This window comes from Klebsiella sp. 1SOBk10mer, from assembly GCF_046602535.1.
Lineage (GTDB): Bacteria > Pseudomonadota > Gammaproteobacteria > Enterobacterales > Enterobacteriaceae > Klebsiella > Klebsiella quasipneumoniae.
In genome coordinates, this window is sequence record NZ_JBKIUP010000001.1 from 855,195 (window position 1) to 874,882 (window position 19,688).

Sequence of the window (19,688 nt, forward strand, 5' to 3'; positions counted from 1 at the left end):
GTAAATCAGTCGCTCGATTCGACATTATAGACAGGCTGTAAACAGCTTGCATGTAAATGTTTATGTAGGAAAATCAGGACGCTGTTTTACCGATTTACTAAAAAAGCTTTATCTTTTTAACTTTCAGGTACTGCTGCCTTCCACTCTGTTGGTGTCATCAAGATTACTCACTTCTGAGTACAAATTACGTGATTTAGATCAAGTATTGGCACTGCTGATACCTTTCAGCTGGCTGCTTTTTGACCGGTTCGATCAAGTGTAATGGGAGGGTTTTGAAATTAAAAAAACGATTAGCATTAAAACTACAAATAGCTAACATTCGATACATATCACCGGGTTATGCATATTTATAATGAATATTGCATGCAAAAAGCGTATGTTTCGCGCAGTTATTTTATGCTGTTAACAGTCAACCGCCAATTTTGATGATGCTGCGGAGCCCATTGTGACTCAATCACTGTTCGATTTTTCTGCATATTTCAAGTTTTTCATCGGCTTATTTGCTCTGGTTAACCCGGTGGGCATTATTCCGGTGTTCATTAGTATGACCAGCTACCAACCGGCAGCAGTGCGCAATAAGACCAACCTGACCGCCAACCTGTCGGTGGCGATCATCCTCCTGACGTCATTGTTTCTCGGCGATGGCATTCTGCAGATTTTTGGTATCTCCATTGATTCGTTCCGTATCGCCGGCGGCATCCTGGTGGTGACCATCGCGATGTCGATGATCAGCGGTAAGCTCGGTGAAGATAAGCAGAACAAGCAGGAGAAGTCGGAGACGGCGGTGCGGGAGAGCATCGGCGTGGTTCCTCTCGCGCTACCGCTAATGGCCGGACCGGGGGCAATCAGTTCCACTATCGTGTGGGGTACGCGGTATCACTCCTGGGTGCACCTCGTCGGTTTTTCACTGGCGATTGCCGTCTTTGCCCTCTGCTGCTGGGGGATTTTCCGCATGGCGCCGTGGCTGGTGCGTCTGCTAGGGCAGACAGGGATCAACGTTATCACCCGTATTATGGGCCTGCTGCTGATGGCCCTTGGCATAGAGTTTATTGTGACGGGGATTAAAGCGCTCTTTCCGGGGCTGCTGAGTTAGCTGGTTGCCACGCAGGCGGGTAGGTTCCCTTCTCGCCTGCGCGATTATTAGCAAAACCTATTAGCCAGCGCGTAACCGGCGGTAGGAATAACATTTTGCGATATCGCTATTAATTCCATAATTTTCATTAATATATGAAATATTTCTCTTAACATTCCCCTCACGTCTCCCCATCCTGTGATGTTATTTTCTTCACATCATTCTCTGGTACTTGCTGTCGGATCATCGAAATGATATTAGTAATTTTAACAAGGCTGTAGATGAATGTGCTAAAAAGTAATCTATTGTTAAATTTTTGTACAAAAAATCATCTTGCGGTCGTTGATCAGTATGTTGGCTGGTGAAAGCATCATAACTAAATGATTAATAATGATATTTTTCTATCGGTGTTTTGTGGCAACCGCGAGTAACGCTGGCAAAGCCGGCAATAAAAGAGAATCCGGTAACATATTTGCAAATTGCATTGGCGGAGGTGTTTACCTTTTGGTACTTTCCGCCGTTATCGTCTGCTGAATTATGTGCGTAAATGAGAATCATTTTTAATGATCTCGCTATGCCGGAACTGCCCCCCAGCGAGGGGGAACGAATCGACGTTAAGACTGCCGTTCGAGCGGTCGTAATAAATAAGTCGGTGATAGCAATCTGCCAATCGCAAACACTCCTGCGCTGGACAGATCCCCTAAACGGGAAAAAAACAGGCTGGTTAAAAAACCAGTAATTATAATGACTGGAGTTACAACACAATGACCATCATCACTAAAAAACGTTTGATCGCCGCAGGAGTGCTATCCGCACTCATAGCCGGCAATATGGCTATGGCAGCGGATGTCCCGGCCAGTGTGCAGCTTTCGGATAAGCAAACGCTGGTGCGAAATAGCGGCGCCGAACCGCAATCGCTGGACCCGAATAAAATCGAAGGGGTGCCTGAGGCGAATATTAGCCGCGACCTGTTCGAAGGCTTGCTGAATACCTCGCCGAAAGATGGCCACCCGATCCCTGGCGTGGCAGAGAGCTGGGATAATAAAGATTTCAAAGTCTGGACTTTCCATCTGCGTAAAGATGCGAAATGGTCTAACGGCGAGCCGGTGACCGCCCAGGACTTCGTTTATAGCTGGCAGCGTCTGGTGGATCCGAAAACCGCGTCTCCTTATGCCAGCTATCCGCAGTATGGTCATATCGTGAACGTCGACGAAATCATTGACGGCAAGAAAGCTCCGAGCGAACTGGGCGTAAAAGCCATTGACGACCACACGCTGGAAGTCACCCTCAGCGAGCCAGTACCCTATTTTTATAAACTGCTGGTTAACCCGGCGATGTCTCCTGTCTACAAACCAGCGATTGAAAAATTTGGCGAGAAGTGGACGCAGCCTGGCAATATCGTCACCAATGGCGCTTACACCCTGAAAGACTGGGTGGTCAACGAACGTATCGTCATGGAGCGCAACCCGCATTACTGGGATAATGCCAAAACCGTCATTAACACTGTCACCTGGCTGCCGACCTCTTCTGAAGTGACCTATGTTAACCGTTACCGCAGCGGTGAGCTGGATATGACCTATAACCAGCTGCCGATCGAGCTCTTCCAGAAACTGAAAAAAGAGATCCCGAACGAGCTGCACGTTGACCCGTATCTGTGTACTTATTACTACGAAATTAACAACCAGAAAGCACCGTTCACCGACGTGCGCGTACGTACCGCGCTGAAGCTGGGTCTGGACCGCGATATTATTGCCAATAAGGTAAAAGGACAGGGCGATCTTCCGGCCTACGGCTACACCCCGCCGTATACCGATGGCGCGAAACTGACCGAGCCGGAATGGTTTACCTGGTCGCAGGAAAAACGGAATGAGGAAGCGAAAAAACTGCTGGCCGAAGCCGGCTATAGCGCCGATAAACCGTTGACCTTCAACCTGCTGTATAACACCTCTGATTTGCACAAGAAGCTGGCGATTGCCGCCGCCTCGCTGTGGCGTAAAAACCTGGGCATTGACGTGAAGTTGGTCAACCAGGAGTGGAAAACGTTCCTCGATACCCGTCATCAGGGTACCTATGACGTGGCGCGTGCAGGCTGGTGCGCCGACTATAACGAGCCAACCTCATTCCTGAATACCATGCTTTCAGACAGCTCAATGAACACTGCGCACTATAAGAGCCCGGCGTTCGATAAGATTATGGCTGAATCCGTGAAAGCATCCGATGAAGCGCAGCGCACTGCAGCCTATGCGAAAGCAGAACAGCAGCTGGACAAAGACAGCGCGATCGTACCGGTCTATTACTACGTTAACGCCCGCCTGGTGAAACCGTGGGTCGGTGGCTACACCGGTAAAGACCCGATGGATAACGTCTATACCAAAGACCTTTACGTTATCAAACATTAATGGCAATACGTGGAGCGGGCCTGTGCTCGCTCCATCGTGTCTTATTTGAGAGCAGTGCAAAGGCACACGCCAGAAGGTACGGGCAATGTTAAAATTTATCTTACGTCGCTGTCTGGAAGCGATTCCGACGCTATTCATTCTTATTACCATTTCATTCTTCATGATGCGTCTGGCTCCGGGAAGTCCTTTTACCGGGGAACGCACGCTACCGCCGGAAGTCATGGCGAATATTGAAGCAAAATACCATTTAAACGACCCCATCATGACGCAGTACTTCAATTACCTGAAGCAGCTGGCGCATGGCGATTTTGGTCCCTCCTTTAAATACAAAGATTATTCGGTCAACGATCTGGTGGCGGCCAGCTTCCCGGTTTCGGCGAAACTGGGCTTCGCTGCCTTTTTGCTGGCGGTAGTGATCGGCGTCGCTGCGGGCGTTATTGCCGCTTTGAAGCAGAATACCCGCTGGGACTATGCGGTGATGGGGGTAGCCATGACCGGCGTGGTGATTCCGAGCTTTGTGGTGGCGCCTCTGCTGGTGATGATCTTTGCTATTACCCTGCACTGGCTGCCGGGCGGCGGCTGGAACAGCGGGGCGTTGAAATTTATGATCCTGCCGATGGTGGCGCTTTCCCTGGCCTATATCGCCAGCATCGCGCGAATTACCCGCGGCTCAATGATTGAAGTGCTGCACTCTAACTTTATCCGCACCGCGCGGGCGAAGGGACTGCCGATGCGCCGCATTATTTTGCGCCATGCGCTGAAGCCGGCGCTGCTGCCGGTGCTCTCCTATATGGGGCCGGCTTTCGTGGGCATCATTACGGGCTCAATGGTCATTGAAACCATTTACGGCCTGCCGGGGATTGGCCAGCTGTTCGTTAACGGGGCGCTTAACCGCGACTACTCGCTGGTGCTCAGCCTGACGATCCTCGTGGGCGCCCTGACTATTCTGTTCAACGCCATCGTTGACGTGCTTTACGCCGTTATCGATCCGAAGATTCGCTACTGAAGCCGGAGTTCGCCATGATGTTAAGTAAGAAAAATAGCGAGGCGCTGGAAAACTTCAGTGAGAAGCTGGAAGTGGAGGGGCGTAGCCTCTGGCAGGATGCGCGTCGCCGCTTTATGCATAACCGCGCCGCGGTCACCAGCTTGATTATGCTGGTGCTCATTGCGCTGTTCGTGACCTTCGCGCCGATGGTGTCGTCATTCTCCTATTTCGATACCGACTGGGGCATGATGTCCAATGCCCCGGACATGGCCTCTGGCCACTACTTTGGGACCGACTCCTCCGGTCGCGATCTGCTGGTGCGCGTGGCGATCGGCGGGCGTATTTCGCTGATGGTTGGGGTGGCGGCGGCGCTGGTGGCGGTGATCCTCGGCACGCTGTACGGTTCGCTTTCCGGGTATCTCGGCGGCAAAGTGGATTCGGTGATGATGCGTCTGCTGGAGATCCTCAACTCCTTCCCGTTTATGTTCTTCGTTATCCTGCTGGTGACCTTTTTTGGTCAGAATATCCTGCTGATTTTTGTCGCTATCGGCATGGTCTCCTGGCTGGATATGGCCCGTATTGTACGCGGACAGACCTTGAGCCTGAAGCGCAAAGAGTTTATTGAGGCGGCGCAGGTCGGCGGTGTCTCCACAGCGAGCATCGTGCTGCGCCATATCGTTCCTAATGTGCTGGGCGTGGTGGTGGTGTATGCCTCGCTGCTGGTCCCCAGTATGATCCTCTTCGAATCTTTCCTCAGCTTCCTGGGGCTGGGGACGCAGGAGCCGCTCAGCAGCTGGGGGGCGTTGCTCAGCGATGGCGCCAACTCAATGGAGGTCTCGCCCTGGCTGTTGCTGTTCCCGGCGGGTTTCCTGGTGGTGACCCTGTTCTGTTTCAACTTTATCGGCGATGGTCTGCGTGATGCCCTCGACCCGAAAGACCGCTAAGGAGCGCTGCCATGACCATGATTGAAACGGCAAAAGCGCCGCAAGCGCAGAGTCACAGCGGCCTGCTGCTGGACGTGAAAGATCTTCGCGTCACCTTTAAAACGCCGGATGGCGATGTCACCGCCGTCAATGATCTGAACTTCACCCTCCAGGCGGGCGAAACGCTCGGTATTGTCGGGGAGTCCGGCTCCGGTAAATCGCAGACCGCCTTCGCCCTGATGGGGCTGCTGGCGGCCAACGGTCGCATCGGGGGTTCCGCCACCTTTAACGGTCGGCAAATCCTCAATTTGCCCGAGCGTGAGCTGAACAAACTGCGCGCCGAGCAAATCTCGATGATTTTCCAGGATCCGATGACCTCTCTGAACCCATATATGCGGGTGGGAGAGCAGTTAATGGAAGTCCTGATGCTGCATAAGGGGCTGAGCAAAGCCGAAGCATTTGAGGAGTCGGTCAAAATGCTCGACGCGGTGAAAATGCCGGAAGCGCGCAAGCGCATGAAGATGTTCCCGCACGAGTTCTCCGGCGGGATGCGCCAGCGCGTGATGATTGCCATGGCGCTACTGTGCCGGCCGCGGCTGCTGATTGCCGATGAGCCGACCACCGCCCTGGACGTCACTGTGCAGGCGCAGATCATGACGTTACTGAATGAGCTGAAACGCGAATTTAATACGGCCATCATTATGATCACCCATGACCTCGGAGTCGTGGCGGGGATCTGCGATAAAGTGCTGGTGATGTATGCGGGCCGCACCATGGAGTACGGTCAGGCGCGCGATGTCTTTTATCAGCCGTCGCACCCATACTCTATTGGGCTGTTGAATGCGGTTCCTCGTCTGGATGCCGAAGGCGATGCGTTATTGACCATTCCGGGCAACCCGCCGAACCTGCTGCGTTTGCCGAAAGGCTGCCCATTCCAGCCGCGCTGTCCGCATGCAATGGAACAGTGCAGCAGCGCGCCGCCGCTGGAGTCTTTCGCGCCAGGTCGCCTGCGCGCCTGCTTTAAACCGGTGGGGGATCTGCTATGAACGCCGTAACTGAACAACGAAAAGTCCTGCTCGAAATTGCCGACCTGAAGGTGCATTTCGATATTAAAGATGGCAAACAGTGGTTCTGGCAGCCGTCGAAAACGCTGAAAGCCGTAGATGGCGTGACGCTGCGTCTCTATGAAGGCGAGACCCTCGGCGTGGTGGGGGAGTCAGGCTGCGGTAAATCGACTTTCGCCCGCGCCATCATTGGCCTGGTGAAGGCCACCGATGGCAAAGTGGCCTGGTTGGGTAAAGATCTGCTGGGCATGAAGCAGGAAGAGTGGCGCGACGTGCGCAGCGATATCCAGATGATCTTCCAGGATCCGCTGGCCTCGCTGAACCCGCGTATGACCATCGGAGAAATCATCGCTGAACCGCTGCGTACCTATCATCCGAAGATGCCGCGTCAGGAAGTGCGCGATCGCGTGAAGGCGATGATGATGAAAGTCGGGCTGTTGCCTAACCTGATCAACCGCTATCCGCACGAGTTCTCTGGCGGTCAGTGTCAGCGCATCGGCATCGCGCGGGCGCTGATCCTCGAGCCGAAGCTGATTATCTGCGATGAGCCGGTGTCCGCACTTGACGTGTCCATCCAGGCCCAGGTGGTCAACCTGCTGCAGCAGCTGCAGCGTGAAATGGGACTGTCGCTGATATTTATCGCCCACGATCTGGCGGTAGTTAAGCACATCTCCGATCGCGTACTGGTGATGTATCTGGGCCATGCGGTGGAGCTGGGAACCTACGATGAGGTGTACCATAATCCGCTGCATCCCTATACCAAAGCGCTGATGTCGGCGGTGCCGATCCCCGATCCGGACCTCGAAAAAACGAAAACCATCCAACTGCTGGAGGGCGAATTACCCTCGCCGATTAATCCGCCTTCGGGCTGTGTCTTCCGCACCCGCTGTCCGCTCGCCGGACCGGAGTGCGCCAAAACCCGTCCGGTGCTGGAAGGCAGCTTCCGCCATGCGGTTTCCTGCCTTAAGGTAGACCCGTTATAATCTCAGGGGCTGACGCAGGTCAGCCCTTTTTTTTGCGAGGTTAACGAAGTGGGTATGCTTTCTGCCGCTCGCCTGCGGCTTTATCATTTGCTTTTCGATCAAAACCGACGTTCCGGCCGCCGCTTCGAAGGTCTGTGCGGACTTTTCGCATTGCTCAGCGTGGTGGTGATATTTGTCGAGTCGGGGCTGGGCACGCAATATCATCTGACATTAGATGAATGGCATATTTTCGTCTGGCTGGAGCTGCTGGTGACCGCGGTCTTTACCCTGGAGTATCTGCTGCGTATTGCGACATGGCCCAATCCGCTCCACTACATTTTCAGCTTCTGGGGGTTTATTGACTTAGCGACCATCCTGCCGCTGTACGTGATGTGGCTGTGGCCGGAAATTAGCCTCAATTATGTCTTTGCCTGGCGGGCAATGCGGGCGATCCGCGCGTTGCGTATTCTCAAACTGTTGCGCTTTATGCCTTCGCTCAATGTGTTCTGGCGGGCGATTGTCAGCGCGCGCCATCAGCTGATCCTGTTCTATTCGTTTATCGCCATTGTGATGGTGATTTTCGGCTCGTTAATGTACCTGATAGAAGGGCCAGAGTATGGTTTTACCACGCTCAACGCTTCGGTCTATTGGGCCATTGTAACCATCACTACCGTCGGCTACGGGGATATCACGCCGCATACACCGCTGGGCCGCATCCTGGCCTCCATTCTCATCCTGATCGGATACTCCATTATTGCCATTCCGACCGGGCTTATCACCACCCATATGACCAGCGCCCTGAACCGGCGGCGTCAGCAGCGGGTATGCCCGCAGTGCCAGCAGGGCCACCATGACGATAACGCCCGGTTTTGTCACGCCTGTGGCCATGCGTTACCGCAGTAAACCCTCGGCATAAAAAAAGCCTGCCGGGAGGAACGCGGCAGGCTTTTCACTGGCTAGTCAGCGTTATTCACGCCACAGAATATGACACAGCTTATGATCTTTCTCGCGGCACAGCAGTACGCGGGCGAAGATATCATTGATTTCCCCGCCGTCGGTATCCGCCAGGCCAATCACCACTTCGGCGAAGAAATCCGGGTTCAGATCGTAATCCACATGCTCTTCCCAGTCTGCAGACGGGTCGAACAGCTCGGCGCCGCCGCGCTCCTCAAACTGCAGGTTAAACAGAATGATGTCCGCCGGGTCGAGGTTATCGGCCGCCAGTTCGAGGAAGATGTCGTATGCCTGCTCAAGCGTTTCGTCTTCGGTCAGACGGTTGTTTAAATCCATATCCATGATTGCTACTCATTCGGTATCTGATGGGCACGTTTTACAGCAACGGGCTGAAGAAGTAAAACAGTCGCTCGGCGATCCGCTGCCACAGCGGACGTTTTAACCAGCGACGGGCGTCCAGCAGGCGCGAGCGCGAGATATAGTCATCCTGGACCGCCGCCAGATCGCTGCCGAAGCCGGCGTCATCGATGACCAGCGTGATTTCAAAATTGAGCCACAGGCTGCGCATATCCAGATTCACGGTACCCACCAGACTCAGTTCGCCATCGACCAGCACGCTCTTGGTATGCAACAGGCCGCCTTCGAACTGGTAAATCTTCACCCCTGCTGCCAGCAGCTCGGTGAAAAAGGCCCGGCTGGCCCAGCCCACCAGCAGCGAATCGTTCTTGCGCGGTAAAATAATACTCACGTCCACGCCGCGCTGGGCAGCGGTACAGATCGCGTGCAGCAGGTCGTCGCTGGGTACGAAGTAGGGCGTGGTCATGATCAAATGCTCTTTCGCCGCATAGGCGGCGGTGAGGAGAGCCTGATGAATCAGATCTTCCGGAAAGCCCGGTCCGGAGGCGATCGTGTGAATAGTATGTCCGCTGGCCTCTTCGAACGGCATGATATTGACGTCCGGTGGCGGCGGCAGAATGCGCTTGCCGGTCTCGATCTCCCAGTCACAGGAGTAGACGATGCCCATCGAGGTCGCCACCGGGCCTTCCATGCGCGCCATCAGGTCAATCCATTGTCCGACCCCTGAGTCCTGTTTAAAGTAGCGGGGATCAACCATATTCATGCTGCCGGTGTAGGCGATATAGTTATCGATCATCACCATTTTGCGATGCTGACGCAGGTCCATCCGGCGCAGAAACACACGCATCAGATTGACCTTGAGAGCCTCGACCACTTCAATGCCGGCGTTACGCATCATTGCCGCCCATGGGCTGCGGAAAAAAGCCACACTGCCCGCGGAGTCGAGCATCAACCGGCAGTGAACCCCGCGACGGGCGGCGGCCATCAGCGATTCGGCGACGCTGTCGGCCATGCCGCCCGGCTGCCAGATATAGAAGACCATCTCAATGTTATGGCGAGCCAGTTGAATATCGCGGATCAGGGCCTGCATGACGTCGTCAGATTCCGTCAGCAGCTGCAGCTGGTTGCCTTTTACGCCGCCAATGCCCTGGCGCCGTTCGCACAGCTTGAACAGGGACTCGGCCACCGGGCTGTTATCTTCCGCGAAGATATGTTTGCAGGCTTTGAGGTCGTTTAACCATTTGGCCGTGGAAGGCCACATCGCCCTCGCGCGTTCTGCCCGCCGCTTGCCAAGATGCAGCTCGCCAAAGGAGAGATAGGCGATGATCCCCACCAGCGGCAGAATATAAATGATCAATAACCATGCCATCGCGGACGGCACAGCGCGGCGTTTCATTAGAATTCGTAATGTTACACCGGCGATCAACAGCCAGTACCCCAGAATGACCAGCCAGTTCACCACCGTGTAAAAGGTTGTCATAGATGTAAAATCCTTTTGAATGACGTTATGTGATGAGTTTACGCATCAGTATTTTTCTGGCAAATAAAAACGCAGCGAAAGCGGTGGTCAGCCGCAGGCAGAGGTTTATAATGGGGGCTGTTTTCACTCGTAGAGTCGTTGCAATGAAGCGTAGTAGAACGGAAGTAGGGCGCTGGCGCATGCTGAGACAGGTGAATCGCCGTAAAGCGCGCTGGCTGGAAGCCCAATCACGCCGCAATATGCGGATCCTCGCTATCAGGAAGGGGCTGGTGAAACGGCAGCGTCATGCACTGCTGTTTATTTTCCCCGACTGTTAAGCGAGCAGGCTAACGGCACCGTGCGCGGTGCCGTTGTCGTTTTCTCAGCCCTGCGCCGAACTCCCTTTTAACATCGCCAGGTGGCCTAATGAAATATCTATGCGATGTCTGTCAGGGTATGACGGGGAATTACCGACAGAACTCCTTATTCTGCGACAGACATTAACCGCCCTGCAGAAGCCTGAACAGGGCGCGGGGTTATCGATCGTTTTTCAATTTCATGCTAACTATCGGGGTGACCACTCTGATTAAAATGCACCGCTTTTGTGGGTGTAAATTTATTTGGTATAGGCTTCCGTAGATAACGTGATGGTCACGTTATCACTCACCGCCGGAACATATTTATCAAGCTTGAAGTCTGAACGTTTTATTACCCCAGTGGCATCAAAACCAATGGCCTCTTTTTTCACCATCGGATGCATGTCCTGCTTGTTCAGGGTGGCATGCAATACTACCGGTTTGGTGATGTCTTTAATGGTCAGGTTACCTTCAACATCATATTTATTGCCGCCTTTACTTTCCACCCGGGTGCTCTGAAAGGTTGCCTCAGGATACGTTTTGACATCGAAGTACTCTTTGCCTAAAAACTCATCCGTTAACGCTTTGACATGCGTATCAATGGTTTTGACTGGCAGCGTGACGTGCACAGAGGATTTCTCTGGGTTATCTTTGTCAAAAGAGAGTTTCCCTGAAACATCAGAGATATAGGCGGTAGGGTTAGAGAAACCAAAATGGTTCCAGGCAATAACAACCGAAGTATGCTGTGGATCCAGGCTATATTCTGTCGCAGCGGCCTGTGATACAGGAATATATAAGGCAAGCAGAGAAAATAATGCGGTTTTTTTCAGGGTGTTCATACAAAAATCCTCATAAGCGTCAGGTGCATAAATGGTAGCCCAAAAAAATGCAGGGCTTATTGAAAACATTTGTTATTCCCGTTCAAATATTTTAACCAACCAATAATAACCCTACAATCACTCCGCGTGAATTTTACCTAACGAAATTAATAGGCATTAAAAAAATCCTCTGTAACGTAAATCTGGTCACGTGATCTTTATACGTTCATCCCTATGGGATGTGCCTGGATCAGCGCATTTTTTTATTTCCGGTTGCTTTCCAGACACCGCGATCCTGAATGCAGCAAGATAGGCGATATTTGGTCCTATGTCAGCTGAACCGGATATACATGCTTATTTACTCCAGGCGTTAATATCTGTTGCTGAGAATCCCTCTCTCTTTAACGATCTTCTTTCAACTGTGTTTAAGATTTACCGGACGATGTCGGGATGCGCTGGCATGCAAAGCAAGCGATAGATCCATGCAAGATCTCTGTCACAGACTTATTCAATATATTAGCCATTCAATATCATGCCCGGCGTCGACGTTTGGTCGGCATTTTCTGTTGCCGCAAAAGGCGAGGTGATGGTCGATGATGTCGTCGCTGGGGAAGAGATGTGCTCATCTTCCAGGCATCTCAGGCGGATAACAGCCAGCGCTTTCGTGCGGTTAAAAAGGGCGGCATTTTAATGTTGTGTAGAAAAATGCGCCCTTTCATCTGATGGCCTGGTGTGTTTTTGCGGTTAACCAGAAAAATAGCAGGGGATTTTTTTCAAAATACTTTTTTGTACGGCTTAACAGAGACCTGGCGGTAGACGCCAGCTGCAATGTACGGATCGTCATTGGCCCAGGCCTGAGCCGCTTCCAGCGAATCAAACTCAGCGATTACCGTTGAGCCGCTGAATCCAGCTGCGCCCGGTTCGTTGCTGTCAACGGCCGGCATTGGTCCGGCGGTAAGCAACCGACCTTCATCATGTAAAAGTTGTAGACGCGCAAGATGCGCGGGGCGAACCGAGAGCCGCTTTTCCAGAGAATCGGCGATATCTTCAGCGTAGATAACGTAAAGCACGGCAAAGCTCCTTATCAATAAACAGGCGAATTACGTTAAGTTAAACGACGATGGACTGCAATGCAAAGATGCGCCCCGGCGCCGAATGCCCTGCCGACGCGGCTTTTTTCCGCAAATGGTGGCAAAAATTGACTCAGGTTAAGACGGCTTATTGAATATGATTGCTATTTGCATTTAAAATCGGAGCATCATTTTTCAACAGAAACGACTATGAGCGCAATGACCCTTGATTTACCTCGCCGCTTCCCGTGGCCAACGCTGCTGTCCGTGGCTATCCACGGTGCCGTTGTGGCGGGGTTGCTTTATACCTCGGTACATCAGGTTATTGAACAGCCTTCCCCGACGCAGCCGATAGAGATCACCATGGTGGCGCCGGCCGATCTTGAGCCGCCCCCGGCGGCGCAACCCGTCGTGCAGCCCGTTGTTGAACCCGAACCAGAGCCGGAACCTGAGGTGGTCCCTGAGCCGCCGAAAGAGGCGCCGGTGGTGATCCATAAACCAGAACCTAAGCCGAAGCCCAAACCTAAACCGAAGCCCAAGCCGGAGAAAAAGGTTGAGCAGCCGAAGCGGGACGTCAAGCCGGCAGCGGAGCCGCGTCCGGCTTCACCGTTTGAAAACAACAATACGACGCCAGCGCGCACCGCGCCGAGCACCTCCACCGCAGCGGCCAAACCCACCGTCACTGCCCCGAGCGGCCCGCGGGCCATCAGCCGTGTCCAGCCGACCTATCCGGCGCGCGCTCAGGCGCTGCGCATTGAAGGGACGGTGCGGGTGAAGTTTGACGTCACGCCAGATGGCCGAATTGATAATTTGCAGATCCTCTCCGCCCAGCCGGCCAATATGTTCGAGCGCGAGGTGAAAAGCGCGATGCGCAGATGGCGTTACGAGCAGGCAAGACCGGGAACCGGCGTGACGATGACCATTAAATTCCGCCTCAACGGCGTCGAGATTAACTGATAATGCAGGGCGGCGGACCGGTGAGGTCCGCCGTAAACCTTGTCTAACGCGTTTTTTCCATCAGGACATCGTCCAGCGCCTGCTGGACTGTCACCAGGTGCTGGCCACCGAACAATATCGCCCGGTTCAGCAGGGTATAAAGCTGGTAAATCGGCTGACGCTCGAGAAAACCAGCCGGTAGCGGCGAGACGGACTGATAGCCGTCATAGATCTGCGGGGGTTGTTCCGGGTGCATCGGCAGCATTGCTAAATCACACTCGCGGTCGCCCCAGTAGCAGGCCGGGTCGAAGATGTAGGGGCCATCCGGCCCTAAGGCGCAGTTGCCGGACCACAGGTCCCCGTGCAGCAGCGAAGGTTGCGGCTGATGGTTGGCCAGCCGCTGCTGTACCACATCGACTAAGGTATCGATATCGCCAAAGTGCAACCCTTTCTCCGCCGCCAGCTCCAACTGCCAGCCGATACGCTGCTCGGCAAAAAACACCGACCAGCGACGCTGCCAGGCGTTGGGCTGCGGCGTGGTGGAAAGATCGTTATCAAAATCCAGACCGAACTGCGGCTGATCGCTCCACCGATGCAGGTGGGCTAACTGCTGGCCAAGCAGGAAAGCGTTATGCGCATCCAGCGGACGGGGAGGGAGGTATTCCATGACCACGAAGCTGTAGTCGCGATCGCTGCCGACGGCAAAGACCTGCGGTACGCGAACGGTTTTGCTTCGCGACAGCAGCTCCAGCTGATCGGCCTCGGCGGTGAAGATAGGCAGGAGTTCCCGTTCGTCGCATTTCACGAAGTAATCTTTGCCGCCGAAGCGCAAATGCCAGGCGGAATGGATCTCTCCGCCGGGCAGCTCGGTTTTCAGTTCGATTTCAGCGTCTTCGGTATGCCAATCGCGTAAAAGAGTACTGATTGCTTGCCACATGCTGTCTCTCCCCATGTTTTCCACCATATCATAAGGTTAGCGCATTACTACCGGGTAAACCTGGAACTGACGCACAACTGACGCTTTCCGTTGCGCTAAACGCATTTATTGAGCTTTTAACCACTCGGCGAATGTGCTGACGGCGATTTCTGCCGGACGGCCAAGGGCCGCTTCCGCCAGGCCGGCGCTGAGAGCTTTCACTTCCTCGGCTGTTTGGGCGCTCAGCAGGCCAAAGGTATTGGTGCCCAGCTCATGGGGCGTGCCCTCTTCATCATTGAGCGTTAGTACAAACCCGGCACGGGTAAAATGGTTGCTGACCTCATTGATCTCAGTCAGCACCTGCTCATGGAAGGTTACGCTGACGACCCAGGCGGTAATTTCATTGCTCATCTCGACACCCCGTTGTTATGTATGGCCTTTCCAGCATAGACCATCCTGCAAATCTCGCGGCTCCCCTCCGCCGGCGCGGAGGGGCAGGGGAAATCAACGTCCGCAGAGATAATCGTAGATTTTTTGCGTATTGGCCTGCGAACAGAGGCGGGTACCCTGGTTGATGGTCGCGGCACTACCGGCGGCGACGCCAAAGCGTACCATGTTTTCGAGGCTGGCGTTTTCCGCCAGACGCAAGGTCATGGCGCCCACCATGCTGTCGCCGGCGCCGACGGTGCTCTGGCTTTTCATTGGCGGCGGCACCACCTGAACGCTGCCGCTGGCGTCAATCCCTAACGCCCCCTGCGGACCGAGGGAGACCACCACCCGGCGCACTTTACCGGACTGGATCAACGACTGAGCGGCAAGGCGGACGTCATCAGGCTGGCTCAGATCGCGCTGCACGAGGGCGCTGAGCTCTTTCTGGTTTGGCTTCACTAATTCAATATTGCCGACGTCCAGCGCGGCGGCCAGCGCATCGCCGGAGCTGTCGATAATGCAACGCAGGCCTTGCTGTTGCGCATTTTTAACAAGCTGCATCAGATTTTCGACGCTGATACCTGGCGGCAGGCTGCCGCTGATCACCAGCAGTGAGCCGGGGTCGATGGTCAGGACTTTTTCTTCCAGGCGGCGGAATTCATCGTCTGTCAGCGCGGCGCCGGGCATCACAAAGCGATACTGTTCGCCGCTGGCGGCCACGTGAACGTGCAGGTTCTGTCGCGTCCAGTCGCGGGTTTCGACGGTCTCGATCGGCACCTGCTCATCGGCCAGCAGGGCGGCAAGGTGCTCGCCGGTGGCGCCGCCAATCGGGAAAATGGCGGTGGCTTTGCCGCCGAGAAAGGTCACGGCGCGGGCGACGTTGATCCCGCCGCCGCCGGGTTCAAATACCGGCGCGCTGCAGCGGAGTTTCCCTTCCGGGTAGATCTGCGGGGTCTGGGTGGCGCTATCCAGCGAGGGGGCCAGCGTGAGCGTATAAATTTTGGTCATTCCTTCTCCTCCTTAATACGGCGACTGTGCTTTATTTAAGCATGGCACGATGATTCAGGGAGGGAAAGTGCTGTCCCTGAGAGATTTGCAAAGAAGCCTGTATTTTCATTATGAAATAAAGATTGTTTCCGGAGCTGTCTTATTCAAAAAACGAAAGAGTAAGTGATTGCTATGTTATTCGTGCTTTTTTATAATTTGCTACCTTTCTTAGGACCTGCACTCCGCGATCCTCGCGAAAGTTTCCGGGACCCACAGGTCTCTTTTATGTTGTACGGACGCTAAATTCAATGAGCCGGCATGGTTAGGCCTGTTCATCATTTGTACTGTCCTAAAAAAATGTATTTTAGAGAGTTATAATGAAGCTTTTAAAGACAGTACCCGCAGCGGTCATGCTGGCGGGGGGGCTTTTTGCGTCTGTTGGCGCAATGGCCGATGATTCTGTATTTACCGTCATGGATGACCCTTCCGCTGCCAAAAAACCGTTCGAAGGGGTGGTCAACGCAGGTTACCTGGCGCAGTCCGGCAACACCAAGAACTCCTCAATGACGGCTGATTCCACCCTGACCTGGTATGGCAACACCACCGCCTGGTCCCTGTGGGGCAACGCCAGCAACACCTCGTCCAACGATGAGCGCTCCTCTGAGAAATATGCAGTCGGTGGTCGTAGTCGCTATAACCTGACCGATATGAACTACGTCTTTGGGCAGGGCAGTTGGCTAACCGACCGTTATAACGGCTATCAGCAGCGCGATGTCCTGACGGCGGGCTATGGTCGTCAAATCCTCAACGGACCGGTGCACAGCCTGCGGTTTGAATTTGGTCCTGGCGTCCGCTATGACGAATACACCGACGGGGATACCGACACTCAACCGCTGGGCTACGCCTCCGGAACCTGGGCCTGGCAGATGACCGATAACGCCAAATTTACCCAAGGGGTATCGGTATTTGGCGCCGAGGACACCACGGTCAACTCAGAGAGTGCGTTAAACGTGGCGATTAACGCCCACTTTGCGTTGAAAGTGGCGTACAACGTCACCTGGAACTCGGAGCCGCCGGCGTCTGCGCCGGAGCATACCGATCGCCGGACCTCGCTCTCCCTCGGGTATAAAATGTAATATTTTCAGGCCGGGTTTCCCGGCCTGATCGTTTTAGATTTAGCAATAAGTGACATTATTTTTTCTGGCAATTCGTTTTAGTTTTTATAAAAAGAAACTGGCCTCCATTTTTTCTCCATTATTCTCCATTTGCTGACAAATATTCATTCTATTTGACACGAAAAGCTAAATATTCGACGGACAAATATGTGATCTGGATCTATACTAACAGCCACTGACCGAATGGAGACATTGTTCGGTCCGTCTTCCGTAATAAGAGAATAAACATCATGAAAAAAAGCCAATTTACCATCGCAGCCCTGGCGCTGTGCGTGCTTTCCTTTGGCGCATCGGCCGCCACGCCAGTTCCGCCGTCGGGTAACCAGGACCATACGCAGGTAGGTATCGCCAAAGCTACCGACGTTGAGGCCGGATCGAATATTGCCCCCGGTTCCCGTAGCACCGGACAATCCATGAGCGATGCCTTTAATGTGCATACGCTGGTGGCAGGCGAGTGGTCTTAATATCGCAGGCTACTGCTTCACGGGCAGTCTATTAAGCCGGGTAAAGTGGTACCGGTTTAACGACCCGCGCTAAACATCACGCAGGCAATATCAACGCGTCTCTTTTAGTTTGTCCGCATAATATCGTCCGGCTTCGCTGGTGATTATTATCGCCCCTTCCTGGCGGATATTCTGCTTTTATCCGCGCCGCTCTTGTTTTCTCCGCATTCCGCCATCATTTATGCTATTGCGGCTTTAATCACGTACCAATGATGTGTAAACTACTCCCCGGTGTTATCAGCAGGCGGCAGCAGGCGGGAACGATCGCTCCGGTCGTGCTCCTCTTTTCGCAGAGTGAAGCGGGAACTGCGCCTTAACCTGGTGATAATTATGATTATATTGTTTTGTATGTGCTCTTTCGTGTGGGGCACCACTGCAAATAAGGACATAAAATGCCTGTAATTACGCTTCCTGATGGCAGCCAACGCCATTTTGATCACGCCGTCAGCCCGATGGACGTCGCGCTGGATATCGGCCCAGGCCTGGCGAAAGCCACCATCGCCGGGCGGGTAAACGGTGAACTGGTAGACGCCTGCGACCCGATCGAAACCGATTCCACCCTCTCTATTATCACGGCTAAAGATGAAGAAGGGCTGGAGATCATTCGTCACTCCTGCGCGCACCTGTTAGGCCATGCTATCAAACAGCTGTGGCCCAACACCAAAATGGCTATCGGTCCGGTTGTTGATAATGGCTTCTACTATGACGTAGACCTCGACCACACCCTGACTCAGGAAGATATCGACGCGCTCGAAAAACGTATGCATGAGCTCGCCGAGAAAAACTACGATGTCATCAAGAAGAAAGTGAGCTGGCACGAAGCGCGTGAAACCTTCGTGAAGCGCGGCGAAAGCTATAAAGTTTCTATTCTTGACGAAAACATTGCTCATGATGACAAGCCTGGCCTGTATCATCATGAAGAATATATCGATATGTGCCGCGGTCCACACGTGCCGAACATGCGTTTCTGCCATCACTTCAAGCTGATGAAAACCGCAGGCGCGTACTGGCGCGGCGACAGCAACAACAAGATGCTGCAGCGCATTTATGGTACCGCGTGGGCCGATAAGAAAGCCCTGAACGCCTACCTGCAGCGCCTGGAAGAGGCCGCGAAGCGCGACCACCGTAAAATCGGCAAGCAGCTCGACCTGTACCACATGCAGGAAGAAGCGCCGGGTATGGTCTTCTGGCATAACGACGGCTGGACTATCTTCCGTGAACTGGAAACCTTCGTGCGCTCCAAGCTCAAAGAGTACCAGTACCAGGAAGTGAAAGGTCCGTTCATGATGGACCGCGTGCTGTGGGAAAAAACCGGCCACTGGGACAACTACAAAGATGCGATGTTCACCACCTCTTCTGAGAACCGTGAATACTGCATTAAGCCGATGAACTGCCCGGGCCACGTGCAGATCTTCAACCAGGGGCTGAAATCCTACCGTGACCTGCCGCTGCGTATGGCGGAGTTCGGTAGCTGCCACCGCAACGAGCCGTCAGGTGCGCTGCACGGTCTGATGCGCGTTCGTGGCTTTACCCAAGATGATGCGCATATCTTCTGTACTGAAGATCAGGTTCGCGATGAAGTGAACGCCTGTATTCGTATGGTCTACGATATGTACAGCACCTTTGGCTTCGAGAAGATCGTTGTCAAACTGTCGACTCGCCCGGAAAAACGTATCGGCAGCGACGAGACCTGGGATCGCGCGGAAGCGGATCTGGCGGTGGCGCTGGAAGAAAATAATATCCCATTTGAATATCAACTGGGTGAAGGGGCGTTCTACGGCCCGAAAATTGAATTTACCCTGTATGACTGCCTCGATCGTGCATGGCAGTGCGGTACGGTACAGCTGGACTTCTCTCTGCCGCAGCGTTTAAGCGCCTCCTATGTGGGCGAAAACAACGAGCGTCAGGTGCCGGTCATGATCCACCGTGCGATTCTCGGTTCTCTGGAGCGCTTCATTGGCATCCTGACCGAAGAGTTCGCTGGCTTCTTCCCAACCTGGATTGCGCCAGTGCAGGTGGTGGTCATGAATATCACCGATTCTCAGGCTGAATACGTTAACGAATTGACGCGTAAACTACAAAATGCGGGCATTCGTGTAAAAGCAGACTTGAGAAATGAGAAGATTGGCTTTAAAATCCGCGAGCACACTTTACGTCGTGTCCCGTATATGTTGGTCTGTGGCGACAAAGAAGTCGAAGCCGGCAAAGTGGCCGTGCGCACCCGTCGCGGGAAAGACCTCGGCAGCATGGACGTAAATGAAGTGATCGAGAAGCTGCAACAAGAGATTCGCAGCCGCAGTCTTCAACAACTGGAGGAATAAGG

The 19,688-nt window shown here is 53.8% G+C and carries 20 protein-coding genes; 13 read left to right on the top strand and 7 right to left on the bottom strand.

Annotated features, from left to right (window positions below; all coding sequences use genetic code 11):
* The first annotated feature begins 46 nt into the window (after positions 1-46).
* The 8 genes from ACLH1I_RS04085 to ACLH1I_RS04120 all read left to right on the top strand — a co-directional run bounded on the left by ACLH1I_RS04085 (position 47) and on the right by ACLH1I_RS04120 (position 8,308).
* Entirely contained in the window at positions 47-262 is a 216-nt protein-coding gene (locus ACLH1I_RS04085) for a hypothetical protein (protein WP_032456270.1), read from the top strand.
* Positions 263-445: 183 nt separating this feature from the next.
* On the top strand, positions 446-1,093 hold the full coding sequence (locus ACLH1I_RS04090; RefSeq protein ID WP_002910095.1) for a YchE family NAAT transporter: 648 nt from the start codon (positions 446-448) through the stop codon (positions 1,091-1,093).
* A gap of 743 nt (positions 1,094-1,836) precedes the next feature.
* Positions 1,837-3,471, top strand: a complete 1,635-nt coding sequence (gene oppA / locus ACLH1I_RS04095) for an oligopeptide ABC transporter substrate-binding protein OppA (protein ID WP_198079671.1) — start codon at positions 1,837-1,839, stop codon at positions 3,469-3,471.
* Between the two features lie 85 nt (positions 3,472-3,556).
* Positions 3,557-4,477 (top strand): oligopeptide ABC transporter permease OppB, encoded by a 921-nt coding sequence (gene oppB / locus ACLH1I_RS04100; RefSeq protein WP_198079673.1) that lies wholly within the window; start codon positions 3,557-3,559, stop codon positions 4,475-4,477.
* 14 nt (positions 4,478-4,491) lie between these two features.
* A complete protein-coding gene (oppC, locus tag ACLH1I_RS04105; RefSeq protein ID WP_004145396.1) occupies positions 4,492-5,400 on the top strand; it encodes an oligopeptide ABC transporter permease OppC in 909 nt (302 codons plus the stop codon).
* Positions 5,401-5,411: 11 nt separating this feature from the next.
* The gene (locus tag ACLH1I_RS04110; protein WP_004151853.1) at positions 5,412-6,425 is read left to right on the top strand and encodes an ABC transporter ATP-binding protein; all 1,014 of its coding nucleotides are present in this window, start codon (positions 5,412-5,414) and stop codon (positions 6,423-6,425) included.
* Positions 6,422-7,426: a murein tripeptide/oligopeptide ABC transporter ATP-binding protein OppF gene (gene oppF, locus ACLH1I_RS04115; RefSeq protein ID WP_002910083.1), complete on the top strand. Its 1,005-nt coding sequence runs from the start codon at positions 6,422-6,424 to the stop codon at positions 7,424-7,426. Before ACLH1I_RS04110 ends, oppF begins: the two co-directional genes overlap by 4 nt.
* A 54-nt stretch (positions 7,427-7,480) precedes the next feature.
* Complete coding sequence (locus tag ACLH1I_RS04120; RefSeq protein WP_004203160.1) at positions 7,481-8,308, top strand: ion transporter; 828 nt, start codon at positions 7,481-7,483, stop codon at positions 8,306-8,308.
* Positions 8,309-8,371: 63 nt separating this feature from the next.
* Here the strand turns inward: ACLH1I_RS04120 and ACLH1I_RS04125 are convergent, their stop codons facing one another.
* Entirely contained in the window at positions 8,372-8,701 is a 330-nt protein-coding gene (locus ACLH1I_RS04125) for an HI1450 family dsDNA-mimic protein (protein ID WP_002910079.1), read from the bottom strand.
* 34 nt (positions 8,702-8,735) lie between these two features.
* Positions 8,736-10,196, bottom strand: coding sequence for a cardiolipin synthase (cls, locus tag ACLH1I_RS04130; RefSeq protein WP_004203158.1), 1,461 nt, complete (start codon positions 10,194-10,196; stop codon positions 8,736-8,738).
* A gap of 143 nt (positions 10,197-10,339) precedes the next feature.
* Between cls and ACLH1I_RS04135 the strand changes: the two genes are divergently transcribed.
* The gene (locus ACLH1I_RS04135) at positions 10,340-10,513 is read left to right on the top strand and encodes a YciY family protein (RefSeq protein WP_023290120.1); all 174 of its coding nucleotides are present in this window, start codon (positions 10,340-10,342) and stop codon (positions 10,511-10,513) included.
* 278 nt (positions 10,514-10,791) lie between these two features.
* On the opposite strand, the gene ACLH1I_RS04140 is transcribed toward ACLH1I_RS04135, so the two are convergent.
* Together ACLH1I_RS04140 and ACLH1I_RS04145 are read right to left on the bottom strand one after the other, a co-directional pair.
* Positions 10,792-11,439, bottom strand: a complete 648-nt coding sequence (locus ACLH1I_RS04140) for a YceI family protein (RefSeq protein ID WP_074437505.1) — start codon at positions 11,437-11,439, stop codon at positions 10,792-10,794.
* A 683-nt stretch (positions 11,440-12,122) separates the two neighbouring features.
* Positions 12,123-12,419 (bottom strand): YciI family protein, encoded by a 297-nt coding sequence (locus tag ACLH1I_RS04145; RefSeq protein WP_151385216.1) that lies wholly within the window; start codon positions 12,417-12,419, stop codon positions 12,123-12,125.
* 210 nt (positions 12,420-12,629) lie between these two features.
* On the opposite strand from ACLH1I_RS04145, the gene tonB reads away from it, so the two are divergent.
* The gene (tonB, locus tag ACLH1I_RS04150; protein WP_004203153.1) at positions 12,630-13,376 is read left to right on the top strand and encodes a TonB system transport protein TonB; all 747 of its coding nucleotides are present in this window, start codon (positions 12,630-12,632) and stop codon (positions 13,374-13,376) included.
* 43 nt (positions 13,377-13,419) lie between these two features.
* Here tonB and ACLH1I_RS04155 read toward each other — a convergent pair whose 3' ends face one another.
* From ACLH1I_RS04155 to pfkB, 3 genes are all read right to left on the bottom strand, one after another.
* Entirely contained in the window at positions 13,420-14,292 is an 873-nt protein-coding gene (locus tag ACLH1I_RS04155) for a fructosamine kinase family protein (RefSeq protein ID WP_004203150.1), read from the bottom strand.
* A 105-nt stretch (positions 14,293-14,397) separates the two neighbouring features.
* Positions 14,398-14,682, bottom strand: a complete 285-nt coding sequence (gene ghoS, locus ACLH1I_RS04160; protein WP_065877460.1) for a type V toxin-antitoxin system endoribonuclease antitoxin GhoS — start codon at positions 14,680-14,682, stop codon at positions 14,398-14,400.
* A 93-nt stretch (positions 14,683-14,775) separates the two neighbouring features.
* Complete coding sequence (gene pfkB, locus ACLH1I_RS04165) at positions 14,776-15,708, bottom strand: 6-phosphofructokinase II (RefSeq protein WP_151628719.1); 933 nt, start codon at positions 15,706-15,708, stop codon at positions 14,776-14,778.
* A gap of 356 nt (positions 15,709-16,064) precedes the next feature.
* Between pfkB and ACLH1I_RS04170 the strand changes: the two genes are divergently transcribed.
* The 3 genes from ACLH1I_RS04170 to thrS all read left to right on the top strand — a co-directional run bounded on the left by ACLH1I_RS04170 (position 16,065) and on the right by thrS (position 19,686).
* Positions 16,065-16,823: a YdiY family protein gene (locus tag ACLH1I_RS04170; protein ID WP_004203142.1), complete on the top strand. Its 759-nt coding sequence runs from the start codon at positions 16,065-16,067 to the stop codon at positions 16,821-16,823.
* 269 nt (positions 16,824-17,092) lie between these two features.
* On the top strand, positions 17,093-17,326 hold the full coding sequence (locus ACLH1I_RS04175) for a hypothetical protein (RefSeq protein ID WP_004203141.1): 234 nt from the start codon (positions 17,093-17,095) through the stop codon (positions 17,324-17,326).
* A 431-nt stretch (positions 17,327-17,757) separates the two neighbouring features.
* The gene (gene thrS / locus ACLH1I_RS04180; protein ID WP_017900777.1) at positions 17,758-19,686 is read left to right on the top strand and encodes a threonine--tRNA ligase; all 1,929 of its coding nucleotides are present in this window, start codon (positions 17,758-17,760) and stop codon (positions 19,684-19,686) included.
* The last annotated feature ends 2 nt before the right edge of the window (positions 19,687-19,688 follow it).